Here is a 21519-nt window from a genome sequence, read left to right as displayed (position 1 = left end):
GCACCGGAGTGCTGGACGTGGTCACGGTGCGTTGACGGGATGGCGATGACTACTGGCGTGGGTATCTGCATGGGATCGGCGACCTCGGTGACGGCTTCGGTCACCACTGGGCAACCGCAGCCCTCGGTGCGGGTACGGCCCACGACGGTCTCCTTCGACAGCCGCGGCACCGCCGGCATCGGCGCGCCGGGCGTCGCGCGGGTCGGCGCGACCGCCGAGATCAGCGGTTCGGCAGCAAATTTCGCGGATCTCACCGTCGGGAGCGAGCCGCTGATCGTCGGCGGGCGGCTGTGGACGCCTGCCGCGCTGGTCGCCGCCGTGGTGAAGGACCTGGTGCGCGCGGAGCCGCCGCACGCCGGGGTGGTCCTCGCCCATCCGGCGGTCTACGGCCCCGGCGAGGTCGCCCGGCTGGCGCAGGCGCTCGATCTCGCCGGAGCCGGGCACGTGCTGCCGGTTCCGGAGCCGGTCGCGGCGGCCGAGTGGCTGGAGTGCGAGACGGGGCCGCGCAGAGCGGGTTTCGTGCTCGTCTACGACCTCGGTGCCACCAGCCTCGACCTCTCCGTCGTCCGGGTCGGCGCGGACTGGCCGGACCACCCGCTCGTCGGAACCTCCGTGCGCACCCGCGATTTCGGTGGCGAACCGCTCGGTGCGCGGATTGCCGCGCAGGCGTACCGGCAGCCCGGCGCGCCCGGCACCCGTGCGCTCGACACCGAAGGGCTGCGCGCGGAACATATCCGGGCTACCTTCCCGCTCGTCGTCGACTGCCTCGCGAGCAGCGGCATCGACCGGTCCGAGCTCACCGGCATCCTGCTGGTCGGCGCCGCCGCCCGCCCGCCCGAGGTCGCGCGCACCCTCGGCGAACTCGGGCTGCCGGTACTGCGCGGCGCCGATCCCGGCCACACCATCGCGCTCGGCGCCGCACGGTTCGCGGCGCGCACCATGGCGCCGCCGGTGCGGCGGGCCGCGCCCGCCGCGCACGTCGGTGTGCTCTCCACCGCCGCACTGGTATCCGTGCTGGCCATGTCGGCGGCGACGGTGTTCGGCGGGCCCGCGCCGCAGTTCGTGCCCGGGCTCGACCGGTTCCCCGGGGTGGAAGGGCAGTTCGGCACGGGGCAGGGGATCACGCGGGTGCCCGTCGCCGGGGCCGCGCCGGTGGTGGGCGGGTGGGCCGTGCCGTATGCGGGGAGCGGGGTGCCGATCGCGTTCGGTGGGTCGGTGGCGGCGCCTGTCCGCGTGTACGGGCCGCCGCTCACGCCGGTCTCCCGTGCCGGGGACGGTTCGCCGCGGACCGGGGCGAGCAGCGATACCTGTACCACCCCGGCTCGCGTCACGAATCTGCTGCCCTTCATGGAGCGCTTCGGGTTCGGTCTGAACGGGCGGGGTGGGATCGGGCCGCAGCCGGGTGTCGTCGGTTTCCCGTCGGCGGGGGCGGTGCCGCCGGACGGCGGGGCAGGGTCCGGCGGTCCCGCTGTCGGGCAGGCACCGGCCGGGGTGGGCGCCGACGCGGCGGGGACGTCGGGAGCGACTCCGGCCGCTGGGCCTGCCGGCGGCGGGCCCGCAGGGGCCGGTTCGGGTAGCGAGCCCACCGGCGGCGATAGCGCGTCCGACGGCTCCGGCGGCGGCGGTTCCCCCGGCGGTGCGGACGGTGGCACTTCGGGTGGCGGCGACTCGGGTGGTGGTGGCGCGGGCAGCGACGGTTCGAATGGCGTCGGCCCGAGCGGCGGCACCGGCAGCGATGGCTCCAGCGGTGGTGGGCCCGGTGGCGGTGCAGGTAGCGACGGTGGCTCGAACACCGGCGGCTCGAACAGCGACTCCGGCGGCGGTTCGGGCAGCGACTCAGGCGGCGGTTCGGGCAGCGGCGGTTCGGGCAGCGGTTCGGGCGGCGGTTCGGGCGGCGGTTCGGGCGGCGGTTCGGGCAATGATGGCTCGGGCGGCGGTAACCCGGGCGGCGGTAACCCGGGCGGCGGTAACCCGGGCGGCGGCAATTCGGGCGGCCGTGCAGGTGACGGTGGTTCGAACGGCGGCGACTCCAACGGCGGCGACTCGAGCGGCGGGCGCGCGGGAAGCGGTGGCTCGGGCGGAGGCGGTGGCTCCGGCCGCGACGGCTCGAACGGCGGTAGCGCCTCCGGCGCCGACAACGCCGGACCGGGCAACGGCGGCTCCGGCAGGGCCGGCTCGGGGAACGGCGGCTCCGGCAAGGGCGGCTCGGGCAAGGGCGGAGGCGGCTCCGGTGGCTCGGGCGGCTCAGGTGGGGGAGGCTCCGACCGGTAACAACCGGTCGGGGGCCGCCGGGCAACTCCGGCGGCCGAACCCGGCCACCCGCGGCGCTCGTCCGAGGTGGGTCCGGTCCAGAACCGGATCGTCGAGGGAAAACTCCGGGCGCGCCCGGGTGGCCGGGGCAGAATGAAGGGGTGGACGCTACGGGGGAAGTACCGCGCCTGATCGCGCTCGACGTCGACGGCACCCTGCTGAAGTCCGGCTCCCCGGTGAGCCGACGGGTGGTCGATGCCGTGCGCGCCGCCGTCGCCGCGGGCGCGCACGTGGTCGTGACCACCGGCCGCTCCATGCTCTCCGTGGCGCCGGTCCTCGCCGAGCTCGGCCTGCTCGAGGGCCACGCCCTCTGCTCCAACGGCGCCGTGCACCTCGACGTCGCCCGCGGCGAGGCACTGGCCGTCGCCGACTTCGACCCACTGCCCGCCATCACCGCGCTGCGCGCGGGCGCGCCGGAGATGGTGCTGGCGGTGGAGAAGGTCGGGGTCGGCATGTGGGTCACCGGCGACGGCCCGAGTGACTACCCGCTCGGCCACGTCGAGGTGGTCGACCACGCCCTGCTCGGCAGCGAGCACACGCCCCGGCTCAGCGGCTGGTGGCCCGGCGGCACGGACGAGCAGATGGCGGAGCTGCTGCGCGAGTTCGACGTGCCCGGTACGGGCTGGATCCACGGCGACTTCGGGCCCTGGCTCACCGTCTCCCGGCACGGCGTCTCCAAGGGCTGGGCGCTGGAGCAGCTCAGACAGACCTTGGAGGTGCCGCCGGCGGCGACCCTCGCCATCGGCGACCACCTCAACGACCGGGAGATGCTGGCCTGGGCCGGGCACTCGGTCGCCATGGCCAATGCCCCCGCCGAGATCAGGGCGGCCGCCGACGAGGTGACCGCCGACGTGCTCGAGGACGGCGTCGCGCTCGTCCTCGAGCGCTGGTTCCGCTGAGCGCTACGCCGGCCCGGTCCTGGCCAGGATCTCCGCGTAGTGCGGGTTGCTCATCAGCCCGAGCACATTGCCGAACGGGTCGACCACCGAGGCGGTGACGAAGCCGGTGCCCTCGCCGCGCGGGGTGATCGGGTCGTAGAGCGTGGCGCCGAGCTCGAGCAGCCGGTTCAGCGTTGCCTCCAGGTCGGTCACCGCCCAGTTGGCGATGGCTCCGCCGGGCTCGTTGTGCGCTCCGGCCGGTGCGTACGCGCGGTTCACGATGCCGAACTCGGCCTGGTAGTCGCCGATCCGCCACTCGTAGTAGCCGCCCGCCACGGTGAAGTAGGGCGCGGTGCCGAGGAACTCGGTGTACCAGTCCTTGGCCGCCTCCAGGTCGTCGGCGTAGAAGGTGAGCGTCGCCAGTCCGCGCAGCATGTCGGTCTCCTCGGGTCGGGATTCGGTGTCGGTTCCCATCCTGCGCGGTGAAGTGCTCATCTTCTGCGCACTTTTCCGGGCAGGATGGAATCATGCGAGCGGACAGACTGGTGGCCGTGCTGCTGCTCATGCAGACGCGCGGCCGGGTGACGGCGGCCGAGGTCGCCGCCGAACTGGAGATCTCGGTGGCGACCGCCCGGCGCGACCTGGAGGCGCTCGGCCGCGCCGGCGTGCCGGTGTACCCGCAACCCGGGCGCAACGGCGGCTGGCAGCTGGTCGGCGGCGCCCGCACCGACCTGACCGGTCTCACCGCCGGCGAGGCGCGGGCGCTGTTCCTGCTGGCAGGCCCCGCCGCGGGCGGGGTGCCCGAGGGCCGCTCGGCGCTGCGCAAGCTGGTCCGCGCCCTGCCGAAGACCTTCCGCGGCGACGCCGAGGCCGCCGCCGACTCGGTCGTGCTCGACCGCGCGGGCTGGGGCGCGCACGCCGCCGCCGCTCCGCCACTCGTCGCCGCGGTCCAGGATGCGGTCATCCGCCGCGACCGGCTCCGCCTCGGCTACCTGCGCAGGGGCGAGCAGACCAGCCGCGTGGTCGACCCGTGGAGCCTGGTCGACAAAGACGGTATCTGGTACCTCGTCGCCGGTACCGACCGTGGCCGCCGCACCTTCCGGCTGGACCGGGTCACCGCCGTCGAGCCCACCGGTGAAACCTTCGACCGCCCCGCCGATTTCGACCCGACGGCGGCCTGGCGCGAGACGGTCGGCGCCATGGAGCGGCGCCGGGCCGCCGAGAGCGCCACCGTGCTCGTCGCCGCGCACCTGGTCGCGGTGCTCGAGCATCAGCAGGGCAGGCACTGCACGGTCATCGGCCCGTCCGGCGACGGCCGCGTGCGCGTGCGGATCACCGCCCCGACCCCGCGGATGATCGCCCAGCAGCTGGCGGGCTGGGGCACCGAACTCGAGGTCGTCGAGCCGGAATCGGTGTGCGCCGAGCTCGCCCGGATCGGCGCCGAACTGGCGGCCCGCTACCGCGGCACGGCCTCCAGCTCCTGAGCCAGCCGCTGCACCACCGCCGAGGCCAGCGCGGCCTGCCCGCCCATGGAGAAGTGGATGAGGTCGGCGCTCATCAGGTCGGGGCGCAGCCGGATCGGGTGCGGCCACAGCTCCAGCAGCACCGCGTCGTAGCGTGCCGCCACCGCGCGGATCACGTCGTTCAGTGCCGACATCCGTTCCCGCATGCCGCGCATCGCCCGCATCTGCTCGCGGTCCCAGACATCGGTCAGGGTGAAGGTCGAGATCCGCGTTCCGCGCCCCGCGAAGGCGGCGAAGAGCGCGTCCAGGTTGGCGTGCGTGGCCGGGAGATCCGGCTCCGGCACGAAGAGGTCGTTCCCGCCGCACACGATGTGCACCAGGTCGGGCTCGAAGGCCAGTGCGGCGCCGAGTTGTTCGGCCAGCACCTCGGCGCTGGTGGCGCCCTTGCGGCCGGTGTTCAGGTAGGCCAGCTCCGGCCGCACCCGGCGCAGCGCGTCCGCCACCCGATCGGCCCAGCCCGCGTCCCGGTACCCGGGCGTGGAGTCGCCGATGCCCTGCGCGATGGAGTCCCCGACCACCGCGAAGCGGCGCCAGGGTGCATCCGCGAGCAGCGCGGCCGCGGTCTGCACGGTGAGCAGGGCGGGGTCGTCGGCTTCGGTGAAGGTCTGCATGGGGCTCCGTCCCGAGATCAGAAACAACACGAACGATCGTGCGTAAAATGACAGTACGACCGTTCGTGCTTCCGGACAAGGGGTGGCGCACAATGGGCTCCGTGAACTACGGCCCGCCCGCCGAACCGGCGCCGCCCGCCGCCGACGGGAGGCGGGCCAAGGGCGACCGCGCCCGCGCCGCCATCGCGCACCGCGCGGCCCACATCGCCTCGGTCGACGGACTCACCGGGCTCAGCCTGGCCCGGGTCGCGGATGAGCTCGGACTCAGCAAGAGCGGCGTCGCCACCCTGTTCGGCACCAAGGAGGCGCTGCAGCAGGCCGCTGTCGCCGCCGCCCGCGCGGTGTTCGTGGAGAACGTGGTGCGGCCCGCGCTGGCGCACCCGCGCGGGGCTGTGCGGCTGCGCACCCTGGTCGACGCCTGGTTCGCCTTCATCACCGCGCCGGTGCTGCGCGGCGGTTGCTTCCGGGTGGCCACCCTGGCCGAGTTCGACAGCAGGCCGGGCCCGGTACGCGACGCCGTCGCCGCCGACCATCACGACTGGCTGAGCTTCCTCACCCGCCAGATCGGCCACGTCCACGCCGAACCCGAGCTTCTCGCCTTCCAGGTGGACGCCCTGGTCGCCGCCGCCAACACCGCCAACCAGCTGGGCGACGACGCGCGCGTGACGGCTGCCCGCACCCTGGTGGACCGGCTCATCGGCTGAGCCGGAGCGACCGGGCATCCGAGCGGGTCCGGGGGATGACCGGTCTGTTGCTCGGTGGCGTCGTCATGCTCGTGGTGATCGCCGGGGTAGCAGCCCCTGCGGCACCGGCTCCGGGTCGATGTCCAGCTCCGGCAGGAAGGGGAGCGCGCCGCCGAACAGCCCGGCGCCGACCAGGAGCAGCGGCGCCGGGCCCGGGGCCGATGGTGGCGGCGGTGAACCGAGGTGAGTCAGGCCGAGCGGCGATGCCGCTGGGCGACGGCCGCGTCGTAGCGATCCCAGATCAGCTCGGTGAGCGCCGGGTGGGCACCGAGCGCAGCGGCGTGTCCGAGATCCGGGGCCGCGGCGGCGATCCGGTCGGTGAGCAGCCCGGGAGCCAGGAAATATGGGGCGACGACGAGGCGCCGCGCGCCGCGGGTGAGCAGCCGGGCGCGCGCCACCGCCACGCCGGGATCGGCGGTGGCGAAGCAGATCTCGGTGCGCCAGCCGGTGCGGGCGGCGAGCTCCTCCGCGACCCGCCGGGTGCGGGCATTGGCGGCTGCCGAGGAGGCGCCGACGGCGGCGACGATCACGCCGAGGTCGGCAACCGACGACCGGCGGCTCGGACCCCGCCGCGCGGTGGTCGCCCGCGCCGCACCCCAGGCGAGTGCCGCGTTCGCGAGTACCGGACCGGGTGCGCGCGCGACCCCGAGCGGTTCCGGCGCGATCGTTTCACGGACGCGGTCCGCGAGCGCGTCCACGAGTCGGGTGTCCGGCCCGAGCACCTCGGCCTGGTCGACCCGCAGCAGCGGGTGCCGCTGCCGCGCGGCGGCGAGCAGTCCGGGCAGATCGACCCTGGCGTGAAAGGCGCTGCCGAGCAGCAGCGGAACCACTACGGCGTGGTGCTGCCCCGCGGCGGCGACGGCGTCGAGCACCCGGTCGACCGGCGGCACGTTCAGGTCGAGAAACGCGGCCCGCACCGGCTTTCCCGGCCGCGCGGCGGCCACCGCGGCCATGACCGCGGCAACCGTCGCCGCCGAGCGCGGATCCCGGCTCCCGTGCCCGACCCCGATCAGCACCGGTGCCGCGTCGTCCGGCGCGGACCCGGCCGGGCCGGGCCGGGCCTCCACCTCAGACCCCGGCACCGACCTCGACCGCGGTGAGCACGTCGCCGACCAGCCCGGCCGCGAGCGTGTTCCCGTTGGCCGGGTCGATGAGCAGGAAGCTGCCGGTGTGCCGGTTCGCCCGGTAGTCGTCGGCCGGGATCGGCTCGGCGACCCGGATCGAGATCCGGCCGATGTCGTTGAGCGCCAGCGTCTCCGGCGACGGATCGGCGGCCAGCCGCTGCTCGTCGAAGCGCTCGACCAGCGCGCCGACGATGGCCTGCGTGGTCTTGGTGCCGTGCTTGAGCAGCAGCCGGGCGCCGGGGCGCAGCGGCTTGTCGCCGAGCCAGCAGACCGTCGCCTCGAAGTCGTCGATCGGCTCCGGTGCGTCCGCGGCCGCGGCGATGATGTCGCCGCGCGAGACGTCGACGTCGTCGCTGAGGATCAGCGTGACGCTGCGGCCGGTCTGCGCCACCGCCAGCTCGCCCGCGGGCGTGTCGATCCGCTCCACCGTGGTGCGCACCCCGGAGGGAAGTACCACGATCTCGTCGCCCGGCGCCACCGAACCGGCGGCGATCTGCCCCGCGTAGCCGCGGTAGTCCGGGTACTCGGCGGTGCGCGGCCGGATCACGTACTGCACCGGGAAGCGCAGCCCGAGCGAGTGCGTACCGGTGCTGTCCGCGTCCACCGGCACCGACTCCAGGTGCTCGATCAGCGAGGGGCCGTCGTAGTACGGGGTATTCGCCGAGCGGGTGGCGATATTGTCGCCGCGCAGCGCGGAAACCGGGATCTCCAGCACGTCCTCCGGCGCCCAGCCCAGTGCGCCGGTGAGTTCGTTGAACTCGGCCGAGATCCGCTCGAATACCTCCGCGGCATCGTCCACCAGGTCGATCTTGTTCACCGCGAGCACCAGCTTGGGCACGCCGAGCAGCGCGAGCACCGCCGCGTGCCTCCTGGTCTGCTCGATCACGCCTTTGCGCGCGTCGGTCAGCAGGATCACCAGCTGCGCGGTGGAGGCCCCGGAGACCGTGTTGCGGGTGTACTGCACGTGCCCCGGGGTGTCGGCGAGCACGAACGAGCGCTTCGGCGTGGCGAAGTAGCGGTACGCCACGTCGATCGTGATGCCCTGCTCGCGCTCCGCGCGCAACCCGTCGACCAGCAGCGACAGATCCGGCGTCGCCAGCCCGCGATCCACCGAGGCGCGGGTGACGGCGTCGATCTGATCGGCGAGCACCGACTTGGTGTCGTACAGCAACCGCCCGACCAGCGTGGACTTGCCGTCGTCCACCGAGCCGGCGGTCGCCAGCCGGAGCAGCTGAGCCGGCGGCTCGCTCGGCACCGTGTCGGCCATCAGAAGTAACCCTCTCGCTTGCGGTCTTCCATCGCGGCCTCGGAGACCCGGTCGTCGCCGCGGGTGGCGCCGCGCTCGGTCAGCCGCGAGGCGGCGACCTCGGCCAGGATGGCCTCGTTGGTCGCGGCCTCGGAGAGCACCGCGCCGGTGGAGGAGCCGTCACCGACCGTGCGGTACCGCACCGACCTGGTCTCCAGCACCTCGCCGTCGCGCGGGCCGCCCCACACGCCCGGCGTCATCCACATGCCGTCGCGCTGGAACACCGGACGCTCGTGGGTGTAGTAGATGTTCGCCAGATCGACATCCTCGCGCGCGATGTATCGCCAGATGTCGAGTTCGGTCCAGTTGCTCAGCGGGAACACCCGGACGTGCTCGCCTGCCGCGTGCCTGCCGTTGTACAGATTCCACAGCTCGGGGCGCTGCCGCTTCGGGTCCCACTGGCCGAAGGCGTTGCGCAGCGAGAAGATCCGCTCCTTGGCGCGCGAGCGCTCCTCGTCGCGGCGGCCGCCGCCGAAGACCGCGTCGAAGCGGTGCTCGGTGATGGCGTCGAGCAGCGGAACCGTCTGCAGCGGGTTGCGGATGCCGTCCGGGCGCTCGGTGAGCCTGCCGTCGGCGAGGTACTCCTCGACGCTGGCCACGTGCAGCCGCAGCCCGTGCCGCTCGACGATCCGGTCCCGGAACTCGAGCACCTCGGGCAGGTTGTGCCCGGTGTCGACGTGCAGCAGCGCGAAAGGCAGCGGCGCGGGCCAGAAGGCCTTGAGCGCCAGGTGCAGCAGCACCGTCGAGTCCTTGCCGCCGGAGAAGAGGATCACCGGCCGCTCGAACTCGCCCGCGACCTCGCGGAAGATGTGGATCGCCTCCGACTCCAGCGCATCGAGGGTGTCGAAATCGCTGAGCCCGAGGGAACGCTCGGTGCGAATGGTGTCGGTCATGAGGCGTGCAACCCGCATTCGGTCTTGGCGGAGCCGGCCCAGCGGCCGCTCCGCGGATCGGAGCCCGGCTCCGGCTTCCGCGTGCACGGAGCGCAGCCGATGGACGGATATCCCTCCTCGACCAGGGGATTCACCAGAATTCCGTGCGTCTCGATGTAGGCCTGCATCTCGTCGTCGGACCAGGCCGCGATCGGGTTGATCTTCACCAGCCCGAAGCCCTCGTCGTAGGAGACCAGCGGGGCGTTGGCGCGGGTCGGCGCCTCCACCCGGCGGATTCCGGTGGCCCACGCGTTGTAGCCGCTCAGCGAGCGTTGCAACGGCACCACCTTGCGCAGCCGGCAGCACTCGGCGGCGTCCCGGGCGAACAGGTCGCGCCCGAGCAGTGCGTCCTGCTCGGCGACGCTCTGCTCCGGCCGCACGTTCACCACGTTCACCCCGTACACGGCCTCCACCGCGTCCCTGGTGCCGATGGTCTCCGCGAAGTGGTAGCCGGTGTCGAGGAAGAGCACGTCCACCCCGGACCGCACCTGCGCGGCCAGGTGCACCAGCACGCCGTCCTGCATGTTCGAGGCGACGATGTAGCCGGTGCCGAAGGTCTCGTCGGTCCAGCGCAGCAGCTCGGTCGCCGAGGCGCCGTCGAGCTCGGCGGCGCCGCGCTCGGCGATCGCCCGCAGCTCCCTCTCGGAGAGCTTCTCCGTCAGTCCCGTTGTCATCGCTGATCTCCCCTCAGCAGTGCCGCCCGCCCCGTCATCGGAGGTCGGCTTCGTCGGCGCGGACGGCCCACTGCGCGAACCGTTCGCCTTCGGTGCGGTTCTTCACGAAGCTGCGCACCACCCGGTCGACGTAGTCGCCGAGCTCACCGGTGGTCACCTTGTGCTGGCGCAGCTTGCGCCCGAACGCGCTGTCCAGCCCGAGGCTGCCGCCGAGGTGCACCTGGAAGCCCTCGACCTGGTTGCCTTCGCCGTCGTCCACCAGCTGGCCCTTGAAGCCGATATCGGCGATCTGGGAGCGGGCGCAGGAGTTCGGGCAGCCGTTGATGTTGATCGTGATCGGCACGTCCAGCCCGGCGTTCAGGTCGGCGAGCCGCTGCTCCAGCTCCGGCACCAGCGCCTGCGAGCGCTTGCGGGTCTCGGCGAAGGAGAGCTTGCAGAACTCGATCCCGCTGCATGCCATCAGGTTTCGCCGCCAGTTCGACGGCCGCGCCTGCAGCCCCAGCGGCTCGAGCTCCGCGATCAGCGCCTCGACCTGCTCGTCCGGCACATCGAGCACGATGAGCTTCTGGTACGGCGTGAACCGGATCCGGTCCGAGCCCGCCTTCTCGGCGGCCGCGGCGACCTTGGTCAAGATGGTGCCGGAGACCCGCCCCGCGATGGGGGAGAAGCCGACGGCGTTGTGGCCGTTACGCAACTTCTGCACGCCGACGTGGTCGATCGGCCTGGTCGGCTGCACCGGGGCCGGGCCGTCGACGAGCTTGCGCTTCAGGTACTCGTCCTCCAGCACCTGGCGGAACTTCTCGATGCCCCAGTCCTTGATCAGGAACTTGAGCCTGGCCTTGGTGCGCAGCCTGCGGTAGCCGTAGTCCCGGAAGATCGAGACCACGCCCTCCCAGACGTCGGGCACCTCGGCCAGCGGCACCCACACGCCGACTCGCTGCGCCAGCATCGGGTTGGTGGAGAGCCCGCCGCCGACCCAGAGGTCGAGGCCGGGGCCGTGCTCGGGGTGGTTCACCCCGATGAAGGCGACGTCGTTGATCTCGTGCACCACGTCCTGCTGGCCGGAGATCGCGGTCTTGAACTTGCGCGGCAGGTTGGAGTACTCCTTCTTGCCGATGTAGCGGCGCACGATCTCGTCGATCGCCGGAGTCGGGTCGATGACCTCGTCCAGCGACTCACCGGCCAGCGGCGAGCCGAGCACGACGCGCGGGCAGTCGCCGCAGGCCTCGGTGGTCTGCAGCCCGACGCCCTCGATGCGCTTCCAGATCTCCGGGACGTTCTCCACCTCGATCCAGTGGTATTGGACGTTCTCCCGGTCCGAGAGGTCGGCGGTGTCCCGGCCGAACTCGGTGGAGATCTCGCCGAGGGTGCGCAGCTGCGCGACGTTCAGCGCGCCGCCGTCGCAGCGGATGCGCATCATGAAGTACTTGGCTTCGAGGATGTCGATGTTCTCGTCGCCGGTCCAGGTGCCGTCGTAGCCCTGCTCGCGCTGGGTGTAGAGGCCCCACCAGCGGAACCGGCCGCGCAGGTCGCCCTTGTCGATGCCGTCGAAGCCGGTCTTGCTGTAGATGTTCTCGATCCGCGCCCGCACGTTCAGCGGGTTGTCGTCCTTCTTGGACTGCTCGTTCGGGTTCAGCGGCTCGCGGTAGCCGAGCGCCCACTGGCCCTCGGCCCTGCGGCGGGTCGGCTTGCCGGTGCGGGCGCGCGGCGCCGGGTCGGCGGCCGCCGGGCGAGGGCGGTCCGGGCGGACCCGGCGCTCGGCGGCCGGGCGCTCCGGCCGGTGCCGGGCGGGCGCCGCAGCCTCGGTCGCGGAGTTCTCGCCGGGGCCGGCGTCGGTGCTCGACGTCATGAATCGCTCCTGCTGGAATCTGATTGGTGAGGGCGCGCGAACTGTCACTCGCGCAGGGCGGCGCTCCGCGTCGATCGGACGGAACCGAAGGGATGAATTCGACGTTCACCGGGGCTGTCGGGAAGCGCGCCGCAGGGGGTTAGGGCTGACACTCCAGCAGACAGCACGCACTGCAGACGCGCTTGAAGTCGACGTGGCGCCGGGCCACCAATCGAACTCCAGATCCGCACATGCGTCCTATTGTGCCACGTCAGAGCGGTCGTTCCGACGGGCGGGGGATATTTCCCGGAAAAAGGCGGAGAATCCCCAGGATCGACCGAAGCAACTGTGACGCCAGTCATAGCCCGACACGCGGGTCGAGCCTGCTCCGGCGCACTTGCCAGACTGGAGCGGTGAGTACCCCGGTCCGCAGCCCCGATGCCGGCCCCCTCCTCGGCGACTTCGGGGGCGGGCCGTTCGGCATCTACGTGCACGTTCCGTTCTGCGCGACCCGCTGCGGATACTGCGACTTCAACACCTACACCGCGGGCGAGCTCGGCACCGCGGCCTCGCCCGCCTCCTGGCTGGAAGCCCTGCGCGGCGAGCTGGCCGCCGCGGCGACGGCCTTCGACGCCCTGCCGTCGGCGACGCCCGAGGTGGCGACGGTCTTCGTCGGCGGCGGCACCCCGTCGCTGCTCGGCGGCGACGGCTTGGCCGAGGTGCTTGCCGCCGTCCGGCAGAACTTCACCCTGGCGCCCGGCGCCGAGGTGACCACCGAGTCGAACCCGGAGTCCACCGGCCCCGCCTTCTTCGAGCGGCTGCGCGCCGCCGGCTTCACCCGGATCTCGCTCGGCATGCAGTCGGCGGCCGCGCACGTGCTCGCCGTGCTGGATCGCACGCACACCCCCGGCCGCGCCGTCGCCGCCGCCCTCGAGGCGCGCGCCGCCGGCTTCGATCACGTCAACCTCGACCTGATCTACGGCACGCCGGGCGAGACCGACGCCGACCTGGACGCCAGCCTGGAGGCGGTGCTGGCCGCGGAGGTCGACCACGTCTCCGCGTACTCGCTGATCGTCGAGGACGGCACCGCCCTCGCCCGCCGGGTGCGCCGCGGCGAGCTGCCCGCCCCCGACGAGGACGTGCTCGCCACGCGCTACGAGCGCATCGACACCAGGCTGCGCGGCGCCGGGCTGGAGTGGTACGAGGTCTCCAACTGGGCCGGCGGCGACGCCGCCCGCTGCAGGCACAACCTCGGCTACTGGGACGGCGGCGACTGGCTCGGCGCCGGGCCCGGCGCGCACAGCCACCTCGGCGGGGTGCGCTGGTGGAACGTCAAGCATCCCGCCCGCTATGCCGACCGGGTCGCCGCGGGCGGGCTGCCCGCCGCCGGGTGGGAGGCGCTGAGCGCCTCGGAGCGGCACACCGAGCGGGTGATGCTCGCCGTGCGGTTGCGGACCGGTCTGCCGCTCGCCGATCTCGACGCGCACGGGCGGGCCGCGGTACCGGGGGTGGTGACGGGCGGGCTGGCCGAGGTGCGCGGGGAGCGGCTGGTACTCACCGATCGCGGCCGGCTGCTGGCGGACGGGGTCGTGCGGGACCTGCTGGCCTGACCTCGTTCCGGTGTGCCGATTTCTGACCGCCTCGGCTCCTGCCGTCGTGGCTGTAGCCAGTCCGCCACGGCGAGATCCAGGTCGGTGGCGAGGCCCGCTTCCGCGACGCACGCACCGGTTGTCGGCGGTGCGGTCAGTGCTCTTCGCGAAGCCGCTGGCCGGCACGGTCGATCCACGCGGTGAAGCCGGCGATCAGGTCGGCGGTGGTGGTGGGCCGCACGCTCACGTGCGCCCCGCGCCGCTCGGTGTAACGCCCGTCGCCGGTGATGTCGTGCCACTGCAGGGCGGCCAGCGGCGGGTCGAGCCGGTTGAGCGGGCCGACCAGCAGCACCGCACTGCCGCCCCCGTCGGCGGGGCGCCCGACCAGCCGCCGGTAGCGGTCCCGCGGCGTGTTTCGCCCGTTGTCCTCCAGGTAGCTGTTCCTGGTCTGGCGCAAGTCGTCGGGGTGAAAGGTCTCCGGCCCCTCCCCGCCCGCCGGGCACCCCGGAATTGCCGCCGCCAGCCTCGCGGGCAGATCCTCGGCCCGGCTCATCCGCAGCCGAATCGGCCCGTGCTCGGAATCGGTCCCGTACTGCACCGCGACAACCGACCGAAAAGCCGTGCGCGCCCCGATGATCCGATACTGCCGGACATCATCCGCCCCGGTGCTCCGCCGATGCCTGCTGCTGCCACCCAGAATCTCGATCCGGATCACCGCATCGGCCAGCGTGCCGAGCGCCGCGTCGATCTCGTCCCGCTCCTCCGCCCCGTACCGCGCGAACACCGCCGACCGGTGCGCGGCGAACTCGTCCCGCAACCGGAACCGGCTGGTGTACCGCAGCGGACTCGGGAACCGGTCGCGGGCATCGTCGTACCAGAGGGCCGCGAAATCATCCGTGGCCCAGCTCCATTCGGTCATGCTCCCGAGCGGTTCACCGGGGAGGATCCGTCCGGTCGCCGCCGATCACGCCACCCGCCACCGTGCGCGGAATCTCGCCGAGCAACTCGTCGGTGTTCTCCTGATTGACCAGGTAGTCCGGCCGCTGGTGCTCGGAATCCTCCGCACCCCGCCCACGCCCCGCGCCGCCGCCGAACATGCCCGGGTAGCCGGTGCCCGATCGCGTGCCCTGCGCCTGCGTCGCGGCCGCAGCAGCGGCCGGAGCCGCGGTGCTCCCCGGAGCACCGGGAATGCTGCGCCCCGGCCCCGGCTGGTTGGTGGTACTCGGCGAGCCCGGCGAACCGGTCGGCGTACCGCTCGGCGTGTACCCCGGCGTGCCGCTCGGTGTCGTGCTCGTCGGCACCGTGCTCGCGGGAACCGTGCGGCTCGGATCGTTCGTCGTCCGCGGCACCGAATCATTCGCCGTCGACTGCTGATTCGTGCCGCTCGGCGTAGTGGCCGCGGGCGTGGTCTCGGTCCCCTCCGGCTGCTCGGTGCTCGCCGCCTGCTCCTCTGTACCCTCCGGCGTGCTTTCGCCGTTCTCCTCGGACTTCTCCGCATCCTCGACGCTCGGCGTACCCGTGCCCGGCACCCCGCTGCCCGTCGGCCCCGTGGCATCGGGCGAGTCCCCGGTGCCGTCGGTGGGGGCGTACCCGCCCGGCGGCGGGGCCGCGATATCCGGCGAGACAGTAGGACTGATCGGCGTCGGCAGCACCGGAATCTGCCCGTCCACCTGCCCGAACGGCTCCACATACCGCTGCCGCATCTCGGTGCGCGCTACCTGCGCCGCCTCCGACTGCTCGCGCTGCAGATCCCACCGATGCGGTGGCCACGCCCACGACGTCCAGCTCACCTCCACCGGATCCGGAATCGCGTTCTTCGTGTCCACGATCGCCGTCGCCGCATCCCGCACCCTGGTGTACATCTCCGCGAGCGCCGGGCTCAACTGCTGCGCATCAGCCGCGTACCGCGCGATCGATGCCTTCGCCTGCTCAGCCGCAGGTCCGGACCAGGACTGCGAGATGGAGTTCTGAATAGAACGAGCGAAGGTAGCCAGCCCCTGTTCCCACAGCTGATGCACCTCCCAGTACTTCTGCGCCTGCTCCACCGCCTCCGTGGTGTCGAGTGGGTCGAACGCCGCCTTGATATCCGGATGCTCCCAGCTGTCCGTCTGCTCCCCGCCGCCCGGAATCCGTGGCTGCTCGTACCCGTTCATCGTGCGCTCCCGTCCGGAAGCAGGTACGGGCCCAGCTTGGGCTGTACAGGTGGTCGCTCCTCGAGTTCGGTGCTGAGGCGCTGGAACTCGGAGGCGAATTCGGCATCGGTATCCATCATGCGTTGCCGCACGATCCGATGAACCTCCTGAATGTCTTCGACGATCTTGTAGTGCTGCTCCATCACGGCATGGACGTCGTTGCCATCGCCTGCGCCTGCGGCCTTTTTCCTGAACCGATCGACGACGGTCTGCCCCGAGACCATCAAGGGATGGCTTTCACCGAGGTTCCAGGTCGAGTGGCGAGCCACTCGGTCCATGGTTCGTTGGATCTCGCGGATCGTGAGCTTGAAGTGCTCACAATCGCGTTCGATATTGACGAACTCTTCGGGACTCAACGCAACACCGGCGCCGCTGTTTGCCGCGTCGAGCAAGTTCTTCATCGGACGCTCATCGTTGGTCATGGCCGGTACCTCCCCGTATGCCGGAGTCGAACATGTAGGTCACACTCCCTGTGGGAGGACCGCAACAACTTTTTCCGTGAGCGCGCGGGCCAGTTCGCAGGTATCGAGGTGCCCGGTCTTCTTGCTCGACTCGGGGTTGGTCAGACCGACCTCGAGACTTCCTCCTTGGATCGCGACATTGACTGCGCATTCCTCGTCAGGGCGGTCGGCGCTCGACTTCCCCGAGATCGCCTGCCGAGCGCCGATGGCGAACTCGCGGGCATCGGAGAATTTCTTGTCGCGCACCATCGCCACCGTCAGGTTCGTCGTCTGAATACTCGCCGCGTATCCGTCTACCTGTACCCAGTCACAACCGCGCCAACGAATGCCGTCTGCGCCGTTGTCATCGGCCTTGTACTCGTTCCGCAATCCCTCGGAATCCAACAGGCTCTGCGGGATATCTGTGCAGGGATCGAAGGCGCTCGGTGCACCTGCGAGAGTGCTGGTAGGTGCTGGCGGTGACCCTGAATCGCCCGACGAATCACATCCCGCGACGGCGAAAATGGTAAAGGCGGCGAGCGCCGCGGTGCCGAATCTCACGAGTCCCCCTCGAAGCCGACGTCCCCCTGGTCTGGCCCGTGACGCTACCGGCGCACCCGGACCCCGGGCAAGGCACCTGTGGACAACTCGCGTCAACCCGGGCGATCCATCCCCAGCCCCGGTCCGGAACGGCGGATATCGGGAGGCGGGGACCTAGACTGGAGGGGCAAGCGAGGAGGTGGGCCGTGTCGAGTACCGAGGATCGTCGTTTCGAAGTTCTGCGGGCGATCGTTGCCGACTACGTCGCGACCAAGGAGCCGATCGGGTCGAAGACGCTGGTCGAGCGGCACAACCTGGGCGTATCCAGTGCCACGGTGCGCAATGACATGGCTGTGCTGGAGGCGGAGGGGTACATCGCGCAGCCGCACACCAGTTCGGGGCGGATCCCGACGGACAAGGGGTACCGGCAGTTCGTGGATCGGATCGCCGAGGTCAAGCCGCTCTCCTCGGCGGAGCGGCGGGCGATTCTGGAGTTCCTGGAGTCCGGGGTCGATCTGGACGACGTGCTGCGGCGCGGGGTGCGGCTGCTCGCGCAGCTGACCAGGCAGGTCGCGGTGGTGCAGTACCCGACGGTGTCCGCGTCGACGGTGCGGCACATCGAGGTGGTCGCGCTGAATCCGGCACGGCTGCTGCTGGTGGTCATCACCGACACCGGGCGGGTCGATCAGCGGATCGTCGAGCTCGGTGCGCTGGTGGACGACGAGGACCTGGCGGCGCTGCGCGCGCTGCTGGGCGGCGCGATGGACGGCAAGCGCCTGGCCACCGCATCGGCGGCGGTCGCGGCGCTGCCGGAGAACGCGCCGGGGAAGCTGCGGGACGTGCTGATCCGGGTGTCGACGGTGCTGGTGGAGACGCTGGTCGAGCATCCGGAGGAGCGGCTGGTGCTCGGCGGCACGGCGAACCTGACCCGCAATGCCGGCGACTTCGGGCTGCCGGGTTCGCTGCGCACGGTGCTGGAGGCGCTGGAGGAACAGGTGGTGGTGCTCAAGCTGCTCGCGGCGGCGCAGCAGCCGGGCACGATCACGGTCCGGATCGGCGAGGAGACGCAGGTCGAGGAGATGCGCGGGACGTCGGTCGTGACCACGGGGTACGGTTCGGCAGGGGCCGTGCTCGGCGGCATGGGGGTGCTGGGCCCGACGCGCATGGATTACCCGGGCACCATCGCCTCGGTGGCGGCGGTGGCCCGCTATATCGGTGAAGTGCTGGGCGGACGCTGAGGTCCGTTCGGGCTTTCGGGGGACTCCGCTGCCGGGCCGCGCGCCCGAGCGGATAAAGTTGAGTGCATCCGACTAAGGCCGGTGTCGGGGCCCGGCCCGGCGGCGTGTGCCGCGCGGACCGGCCGGTATCGGGAAACGGCGACCAAGGACTAGAGAAGCGAAGTGGCACGGGACTACTACGGACTGCTCGGCGTCGCGAAGAACGCGACCGATCAGGAGATCAAGCGCGCCTACCGCAAGCTGGCGCGGGAGCTCCACCCGGACGTCAACCCGGACGAGGCGGCGCAGGCGAGGTTCCGGGAAGTGTCGACCGCCTACGAGGTGCTGACCGACCCGGAGAAGCGTCGCATCGTCGACTTGGGCGGTGATCCGCTGGAGAACGGCGGCGGAGCGGGCGGCTTCTCCGGCGCCGGCTTCGGCGGCCTCGGTGACGTCTTCGAGGCCTTCTTCGGCGGGATGAACTCCGGCGGGGGGCAGCGCAAGCCGCGCGGCCGGGTGCAGCCCGGCGCCGACTCGCTGCTGCGCACCCGGCTGAGCCTGGCGGAGTGCGCGGTCGGCGTGACCAAGCACCTGACGGTCGACACCGCGATCCTCTGCGACCTCTGCCACGGCAAGGGCACCAACGGCGACTCGAAGCCGGTGCGCTGCGAGACCTGTGGCGGGGCGGGCGAGGTGCAGTCGGTGCAGCGGTCGTTCCTCGGCCAGGTGCTCACGTCGCGGCCCTGCCCCACCTGCCGCGGCGCGGGCGAGACCATTCCGGATCCGTGCAACAAGTGCGGTGGCGACGGCCGGATTCGTGCCCGTCGGGAGATCGCCGCGCCGATCCCGGCCGGTGTGGCGAACGGGATGCGGGTGCGGCTGGCCGCGCAGGGCGAGGTCGGTCCGGGCGGTGGGCACGCGGGCGATCTGTACGTCGAGGTGGTCGAGCAGCCGCACGACGTGTTCGTCCGCGACGGCGACGACCTGCACTGCACCATCCGGGTGCCGATGGTGGACGCCGCGCTCGGCACCACCGTGGTGATCGACACCATCCTGGACGGGCCGACCGAGCTGACCATCCCGCCCGGCACCCAGCCCGGCGAGATCTCGGTGCTGCGCGGGCACGGCATGCCCAAGCTGCGGTCCGGGGCGCGCGGTGATCTGCTCGCGCACCTGGAGATCGTGGTGCCGTCGAAGCTGGACAGCAAGCAGAACGACCTGCTGCGCAAGTACAAGGGGCTGCGCGAGCGCGACCGGGCCGAGGTGGTCTCCGCGCAGTCCGAGCACAACAGCGGGCTCTTCGCCCGGCTGCGGGCGTCGTTCAGCGGTCGCTGAGCGTGGCCGCGACGGTCTTCTACCTGGACGACGTCCCGCAGCCCGGTGGGGTCGCGGTGCTGGACGGGCCGGAGGGCAGGCATGCCGCCACCGTCCGGCGGATCCGGGTGGGGGAGCCGATCACGCTCTCCGACGGGCGCGGGGTGGTCGCGGAGTCCGAGGTGGTCGCGGCGCAGAAGGACCGGCTCGAGCTGGCGGTGCTGGATCGGCGGATCGCCGTGCCCGCCGCGCCGCCGGTGACGGTGGTGCAGGCGCTGCCCAAGTCGGATCGATCCGAGCTCGCGGTCGAGCTCATGACCGAGGCGGGGGCCGATCTGATCGTGCCCTGGCAGGCGGCGCGCTGTATCGCCAACTGGGAGGGTAAGGCCGCCAAGGGCGTCGAGAAGTGGCGGGCGGCGGCGCGGGCCGCGGCGCGGCAGTCGCGGCGGGCCTACATTCCCGAGGTCACCCAGGTCCGGCGTACGCGCGAGGTGGCGGAGCTGGTGCGCGCCACCGTCGCCGACGGGGGAGTGGTGGCGGCGCTGCACGAGTCCGGGGCGGGGCGGTTCGCCGCGCTGCCGTTCGGAACGGCAGCGCGGGTGGTGCTGATCGTCGGCCCCGAGGGTGGGCTGGACGATGCCGAGGTCGCCACCTTCGCCGAAGCCGGGGCGACCGCCGCGCTGCTCGGCCCGACCGTGCTGCGCACCTCGACCGCCGCCGCCGTCGCCCTCGGCGCGCTCGGCGCGCTCACCTCGCGCTGGTAGAAGCGGCACCGCACCTCGAGGAGCTGCCTGCCAGTGCGGTAGCCGCACTCGCGGCGCTCCCCTTGCGCCGGAGTACACGAGCGAGTGCGGCGAACGCGCGCGTCTCGCTCCGGCGGGGACGAACAGGCGGAGCGCGCACGGCGAGCGCATCGAGCGGCGCCGGATGCCTGCGTGCTGCGCACTGGTCGCTCTGCCTCGCGGTCGCCGTCGCCGGGCCGGCCGGAAGTCGGATCGACCTGAAGCCGGCCCGCTACCGCCCCGCCCCGGCCAGTTCGACCTCCACCCCCGGCCCGACTCGCTCACCCCGAACAACAACGACCACCGCACCCCCGGCCAGCACCAGCAGCACCCCGACTCCACCGACCAACCCGGCCCACCCGAACCCCGCGAACGCCAGCCCGGACAACCCGCCGAGCACCGCGCTCCCCAGGTAGTAGCAGAACAGGTACAGCGACGAGGCCGCCGCGCGATTCCCGCCCACCGCCGCCACCCCCACCCAGGCGCTCGCGACCGCGTGCGCGCCGAAGAAACCAGCCGTGAACAGCAGGATTCCCACCAGAACCAGCGGTAGCCGATCCGGCAGCGACAGCGCGGCGCCCACCGCGGTGAGCACGACCGACCCGACCAGCACCGGCCCGCGCCCGAAACGATCGGCGAGCCGCCCCGCGGTCGTCGAGGCGACGGTCCCCGCCAGATACAGCACGAACACCAGCCCGGCTACGCTCGCCGGCAGCCCGAACGGCTCGGCGAGCAGCCGGAACCCCAGGTAGTTGTAGACCGAGACGAACCCGCCCATCAGCACGAAGGCCAGCGCGAACAGCGCGAGCAGCTGCGGTCGGCGGCACTGGGCCAGCAGTTCGCGCCATAACCCCGTGGTCGACGGCCGAAACCCGCGCGAGGCGGGCAGCACCCGCACGAACCACACCGTGCACAGCGCCCCGACCACCGCGATCAGCGCCTGCGCCCAGCGCCACGAGGTGTGGTCGAGCGCGAAGGCCGGGATCAGCCGGCCGGTCAGCCCGCCCAGCGTGGTGCCGGAGACGTAGACGCCCATGGCGGCGCCCAACCGGCCCGCGTCGATCTCCTCCGCCAGGTAGGCCATGGCAACGGCGGGCACCCCGGCGAGCGTGATGCCCTGCACCGCGCGCGCGGCGAGCAGCACGTCGAGCGTCGGCGCCAGCGGGAGCAGCAGCCCGATGCCCGCGGAGACCGCGGCGGACCAGACCATCACCCTGGTCCGCCCGAACCGTCCGGAGAGCGCGCTCACCGGGATGATCGCCAGCGCCAGGAAACCGGTGGTGAGCGAGACGGCGAGCGCCGCCTGCGCGGGCGCCACTCCGAATGCCGCCGCGAGGCTCGGCAGCAGCGCCTGCGCGCTGTACATCGAGGCGAAGGTGGTCAGCCCCGCCGCGAAGAGCGCGGTGACGATCCGCCGCTCCCGTCCGCTCGGTCCGCTCATGTCGCCAGCCTGCGCCGGACACGATCGGCGAAGGAAATGCATAATTACGGACAAGTTGATACAGAATACGCATTA

At 72.3% G+C, this 21519-nt stretch carries 21 protein-coding genes; 8 read left to right on the top strand and 13 right to left on the bottom strand.

Annotation, left to right across the window (positions count from 1 at the left end; genetic code table 11):
* Positions 1-45 precede the first annotated feature (45 nt).
* Positions 46-2271, top strand: coding sequence for a hypothetical protein (locus ACFO0B_RS29985; RefSeq protein WP_378616779.1), 2226 nt, complete (start codon positions 46-48; stop codon positions 2269-2271).
* 140 nt (positions 2272-2411) lie between these two features.
* Positions 2412-3209, top strand: a complete 798-nt coding sequence (locus ACFO0B_RS29980) for an HAD family hydrolase (RefSeq protein WP_378616777.1) — start codon at positions 2412-2414, stop codon at positions 3207-3209.
* Positions 3210-3212: 3 nt separating this feature from the next.
* Here the strand turns inward: ACFO0B_RS29980 and ACFO0B_RS29975 are convergent, their stop codons facing one another.
* Positions 3213-3623 (bottom strand): VOC family protein, encoded by a 411-nt coding sequence (locus ACFO0B_RS29975; protein WP_378617293.1) that lies wholly within the window; start codon positions 3621-3623, stop codon positions 3213-3215.
* Positions 3624-3715: 92 nt separating this feature from the next.
* On the opposite strand from ACFO0B_RS29975, the gene ACFO0B_RS29970 reads away from it, so the two are divergent.
* Positions 3716-4672 (top strand): helix-turn-helix transcriptional regulator, encoded by a 957-nt coding sequence (locus tag ACFO0B_RS29970; protein WP_378616775.1) that lies wholly within the window; start codon positions 3716-3718, stop codon positions 4670-4672.
* Here ACFO0B_RS29970 and ACFO0B_RS29965 read toward each other — a convergent pair.
* Entirely contained in the window at positions 4645-5322 is a 678-nt protein-coding gene (locus ACFO0B_RS29965) for an SGNH/GDSL hydrolase family protein (RefSeq protein ID WP_378616773.1), read from the bottom strand. The genes ACFO0B_RS29970 and ACFO0B_RS29965 overlap by 28 nt on opposite strands.
* Positions 5323-5369: 47 nt before the next feature.
* Here ACFO0B_RS29965 and ACFO0B_RS29960 point away from each other — a divergent pair, with 47 nt between their 5' ends.
* Positions 5370-6026, top strand: a complete 657-nt coding sequence (locus ACFO0B_RS29960) for a TetR/AcrR family transcriptional regulator (RefSeq protein ID WP_378616771.1) — start codon at positions 5370-5372, stop codon at positions 6024-6026.
* 227 nt (positions 6027-6253) lie between these two features.
* Here the strand turns inward: ACFO0B_RS29960 and ACFO0B_RS29955 are convergent, their stop codons facing one another.
* From ACFO0B_RS29955 to ACFO0B_RS29930, 6 genes are all read right to left on the bottom strand, one after another.
* The gene (locus ACFO0B_RS29955) at positions 6254-7147 is read right to left on the bottom strand and encodes a sirohydrochlorin chelatase (RefSeq protein WP_378616769.1); all 894 of its coding nucleotides are present in this window, start codon (positions 7145-7147) and stop codon (positions 6254-6256) included.
* On the bottom strand, positions 7134-8456 hold the full coding sequence (locus tag ACFO0B_RS29950; RefSeq protein WP_378616767.1) for a sulfate adenylyltransferase subunit 1: 1323 nt from the start codon (positions 8454-8456) through the stop codon (positions 7134-7136). Before ACFO0B_RS29950 ends, ACFO0B_RS29955 begins: the two co-directional genes overlap by 14 nt.
* Positions 8456-9388 (bottom strand): sulfate adenylyltransferase subunit CysD, encoded by a 933-nt coding sequence (gene cysD / locus ACFO0B_RS29945; RefSeq protein ID WP_449289810.1) that lies wholly within the window; start codon positions 9386-9388, stop codon positions 8456-8458. Before cysD ends, ACFO0B_RS29950 begins: the two co-directional genes overlap by 1 nt.
* Positions 9385-10101 carry a phosphoadenylyl-sulfate reductase gene (locus tag ACFO0B_RS29940; RefSeq protein ID WP_378616763.1) on the bottom strand — a complete coding sequence of 239 codons (717 nt, stop codon included), beginning with the start codon at positions 10099-10101 and terminating at the stop codon, positions 9385-9387. Before ACFO0B_RS29940 ends, cysD begins: the two co-directional genes overlap by 4 nt.
* Positions 10102-10135: 34 nt before the next feature.
* The gene (locus tag ACFO0B_RS29935; RefSeq protein ID WP_378616761.1) at positions 10136-11950 is read right to left on the bottom strand and encodes a nitrite/sulfite reductase; all 1815 of its coding nucleotides are present in this window, start codon (positions 11948-11950) and stop codon (positions 10136-10138) included.
* Between the two features lie 139 nt (positions 11951-12089).
* On the bottom strand, positions 12090-12182 hold the full coding sequence (locus tag ACFO0B_RS29930) for an Ms4527A family Cys-rich leader peptide (protein WP_378616759.1): 93 nt from the start codon (positions 12180-12182) through the stop codon (positions 12090-12092).
* 160 nt (positions 12183-12342) lie between these two features.
* Here ACFO0B_RS29930 and hemW point away from each other — a divergent pair, with 160 nt between their 5' ends.
* Positions 12343-13539 carry a radical SAM family heme chaperone HemW gene (gene hemW / locus ACFO0B_RS29925; protein WP_378616757.1) on the top strand — a complete coding sequence of 399 codons (1197 nt, stop codon included), beginning with the start codon at positions 12343-12345 and terminating at the stop codon, positions 13537-13539.
* Between the two features lie 133 nt (positions 13540-13672).
* On the opposite strand, the gene ACFO0B_RS29920 is transcribed toward hemW, so the two are convergent.
* Genes ACFO0B_RS29920 through ACFO0B_RS29905 form a run of 4 tightly spaced genes read right to left on the bottom strand, consistent with a single transcriptional unit; the run spans position 13673 to position 16711 of the window.
* Positions 13673-14437: an ESX secretion-associated protein EspG gene (locus ACFO0B_RS29920; protein ID WP_378616755.1), complete on the bottom strand. Its 765-nt coding sequence runs from the start codon at positions 14435-14437 to the stop codon at positions 13673-13675.
* Between the two features lie 13 nt (positions 14438-14450).
* Entirely contained in the window at positions 14451-15671 is a 1221-nt protein-coding gene (locus ACFO0B_RS29915; protein WP_378616753.1) for a hypothetical protein, read from the bottom strand.
* Positions 15668-16132, bottom strand: coding sequence for a hypothetical protein (locus ACFO0B_RS29910; RefSeq protein ID WP_378616751.1), 465 nt, complete (start codon positions 16130-16132; stop codon positions 15668-15670). The genes ACFO0B_RS29915 and ACFO0B_RS29910 overlap by 4 nt, the downstream gene beginning before the upstream one ends.
* A 39-nt stretch (positions 16133-16171) precedes the next feature.
* Positions 16172-16711: a DUF3558 domain-containing protein gene (locus tag ACFO0B_RS29905; RefSeq protein WP_378616749.1), complete on the bottom strand. Its 540-nt coding sequence runs from the start codon at positions 16709-16711 to the stop codon at positions 16172-16174.
* Between the two features lie 185 nt (positions 16712-16896).
* Here ACFO0B_RS29905 and hrcA point away from each other — a divergent pair, with 185 nt between their 5' ends.
* The 3 genes from hrcA to ACFO0B_RS29890 all read left to right on the top strand — a co-directional run bounded on the left by hrcA (position 16897) and on the right by ACFO0B_RS29890 (position 19985).
* Positions 16897-17928, top strand: coding sequence for a heat-inducible transcriptional repressor HrcA (gene hrcA, locus ACFO0B_RS29900; RefSeq protein ID WP_378616747.1), 1032 nt, complete (start codon positions 16897-16899; stop codon positions 17926-17928).
* A gap of 162 nt (positions 17929-18090) precedes the next feature.
* Entirely contained in the window at positions 18091-19242 is a 1152-nt protein-coding gene (dnaJ, locus tag ACFO0B_RS29895; protein ID WP_378616745.1) for a molecular chaperone DnaJ, read from the top strand.
* Positions 19243-19244: 2 nt separating this feature from the next.
* A complete protein-coding gene (locus ACFO0B_RS29890; protein ID WP_378616743.1) occupies positions 19245-19985 on the top strand; it encodes a 16S rRNA (uracil(1498)-N(3))-methyltransferase in 741 nt (246 codons plus the stop codon).
* Positions 19986-20235: 250 nt separating this feature from the next.
* Here the strand turns inward: ACFO0B_RS29890 and ACFO0B_RS29885 are convergent, their stop codons facing one another.
* Positions 20236-21444 carry an MFS transporter gene (locus ACFO0B_RS29885; RefSeq protein ID WP_378616741.1) on the bottom strand — a complete coding sequence of 403 codons (1209 nt, stop codon included), beginning with the start codon at positions 21442-21444 and terminating at the stop codon, positions 20236-20238.
* Positions 21445-21519 lie beyond the last annotated feature (75 nt).

It is taken from the genome of Nocardia jiangsuensis (assembly GCF_042650385.1).
In the GTDB taxonomy this organism is placed as follows: domain Bacteria; phylum Actinomycetota; class Actinomycetes; order Mycobacteriales; family Mycobacteriaceae; genus Nocardia; species Nocardia jiangsuensis.
Note: the sequence above shows the minus strand (reverse complement) of the source record. Positions and strands in the feature narration are given on the sequence as shown.

Excerpts from the sequence above, each read along its gene's own strand:
- ACFO0B_RS29985 (WP_378616779.1), top strand. The coding sequence starts at position 46 with ATGACTACTGGCGTGGGTATCTGCATGGGATCGGCGACCTCGGTGACG.
- ACFO0B_RS29975 (WP_378617293.1), bottom strand. The coding sequence starts at position 3,623 with ATGCTGCGCGGACTGGCGACGCTCACCTTCTACGCCGACGACCTGGAG.
- ACFO0B_RS29970 (WP_378616775.1), top strand. The coding sequence starts at position 3,716 with ATGCGAGCGGACAGACTGGTGGCCGTGCTGCTGCTCATGCAGACGCGC.
- ACFO0B_RS29965 (WP_378616773.1), bottom strand. The coding sequence starts at position 5,322 with ATGCAGACCTTCACCGAAGCCGACGACCCCGCCCTGCTCACCGTGCAG.
- ACFO0B_RS29960 (WP_378616771.1), top strand. The coding sequence starts at position 5,370 with ATGACAGTACGACCGTTCGTGCTTCCGGACAAGGGGTGGCGCACAATG.
- ACFO0B_RS29950 (WP_378616767.1), bottom strand. The coding sequence starts at position 8,456 with ATGGCCGACACGGTGCCGAGCGAGCCGCCGGCTCAGCTGCTCCGGCTG.
- cysD (WP_449289810.1), bottom strand. The coding sequence starts at position 9,388 with ATGACCGACACCATTCGCACCGAGCGTTCCCTCGGGCTCAGCGATTTC.
- ACFO0B_RS29940 (WP_378616763.1), bottom strand. The coding sequence starts at position 10,101 with ATGACAACGGGACTGACGGAGAAGCTCTCCGAGAGGGAGCTGCGGGCG.
- ACFO0B_RS29935 (WP_378616761.1), bottom strand. The coding sequence starts at position 11,950 with ATGACGTCGAGCACCGACGCCGGCCCCGGCGAGAACTCCGCGACCGAG.
- ACFO0B_RS29930 (WP_378616759.1), bottom strand. The coding sequence starts at position 12,182 with ATGTGCGGATCTGGAGTTCGATTGGTGGCCCGGCGCCACGTCGACTTC.
- ACFO0B_RS29920 (WP_378616755.1), bottom strand. The coding sequence starts at position 14,437 with ATGACCGAATGGAGCTGGGCCACGGATGATTTCGCGGCCCTCTGGTAC.
- ACFO0B_RS29915 (WP_378616753.1), bottom strand. The coding sequence starts at position 15,671 with ATGAACGGGTACGAGCAGCCACGGATTCCGGGCGGCGGGGAGCAGACG.
- ACFO0B_RS29910 (WP_378616751.1), bottom strand. The coding sequence starts at position 16,132 with ATGACCAACGATGAGCGTCCGATGAAGAACTTGCTCGACGCGGCAAAC.
- ACFO0B_RS29885 (WP_378616741.1), bottom strand. The coding sequence starts at position 21,444 with ATGAGCGGACCGAGCGGACGGGAGCGGCGGATCGTCACCGCGCTCTTC.